The organism is Photorhabdus aballayi (assembly GCF_026153155.1).
Taxonomy (GTDB): domain Bacteria; phylum Pseudomonadota; class Gammaproteobacteria; order Enterobacterales; family Enterobacteriaceae; genus Photorhabdus; species Photorhabdus luminescens.
This window is the reverse complement of the sequence record NZ_JAPFCD010000134.1, coordinates 1-1,288: the sequence shown is the minus strand read 5'-3', so window position 1 is coordinate 1,288 and position 1,288 is coordinate 1. Positions and strand designations below refer to the sequence as shown.

The window sequence follows — 1,288 nt, the reverse complement described above, 5'->3', positions numbered from 1 at the left end:
TCTAGTTACTACCTCTATCCATGTTATCAGGGCTGCTATATACACAATATGTGGCCGACTTGAATGTGAGTACTAAAATAATAAGTTTATGCTTTCTTATGCCCATAAATAATGTATTTATGGTTGATATCATGGCTAAGATACTTGGATATTAAAATCCAAATCATTTACCTGAAGCTTTGATGTCTTTCTCATCAGAAAGCTCGCTATATTTCATCAGGTTTTTATTACCATCGATCACCATTAGTTCTTTCTGTGGTTTGAAACAATTGCTTAATGGTGAACGGCAGTACTTTGGAGATTTATGATAAATACCTAGCCAATCACTGATAAGGTAATAATTGTCTGAAGTTGAGAATGGGGTATTTATTACTCCAGTATGACGGTATTTTTGATCAACATTATCGTTATACCAGATAAATAAGGGAATATTGTAAGCTTCTTTTCGAGGATGACTAACTCCGTGGTGATAACGGATGTCACCGTTTTTATCTAAACGTTGTAACCCATGATCTGAAAAATAGAGAATAGATGCTTTATGGTCTTTGATTTTATTAATAATTTTCTCTATTAGTTGATCTGTATAAATTATTGAGCTGTCATAGCAATTATCATCTTCGTTCGATGAAAAAGATATCAGTTTATTTTCGGGAAATCGGTTACAGGATGGCTCATGACTGCCATAGATATGCATAATAATAAATTTCTTACCTTTCTGTTTTAGAGCATCATCTAAATAGGGTAGTAATTCTTCATCATATCCAATATATTCATTCCATTTTTGGCTTTCAGCCATATTAGCAATAACTGTGATCAAGCTATTTCTTTTACCTGATCTTCCTTGGTTACTTATCCAGGTTGTCTTAAATCCTGCATCTTTAGCTAAAGATATAATATTGTCGGCATAATGAACCTTATTTCTGAGTTGATATAGAGTAATATTAGAAAGTGAAATAGGTAAGGATAATATAGTCACTGGAGCTGGAGAAATAGCTTGATTGAATATCAACATATTTCTTTGCATCGTGTTCAATGTTGGGGTTGTGGTTTTGTTGTAACCATACAGAGACATATGATCTCTTCTTGCTGATTCTCCTATTATCAATATGTAAATATCAATATCTTTATCTTCTTTTATATAATTAAAATTCACTTTAACAGAAGAAATATTTTTAATTTGTTGATTTTCATATATTGCCTTTACCATTGCTGATGAGTTATAGAATGGTGTTCCCATTAAAAAGTGTTCTGATAGAATAATATCATCTGAATATTTTTTTCCTGAGAT

At 31.5% G+C, this 1,288-nt stretch carries 1 protein-coding gene; it reads right to left on the bottom strand.

Annotated features, from left to right (window positions below):
• Nucleotides 1-163: 163 nt before the first annotated feature.
• Nucleotides 164-1,288: phosphoethanolamine transferase (locus OO184_RS24880; RefSeq protein ID WP_265381447.1), on the bottom strand; the 1,125-nt coding region annotated here is incomplete at its 5' end.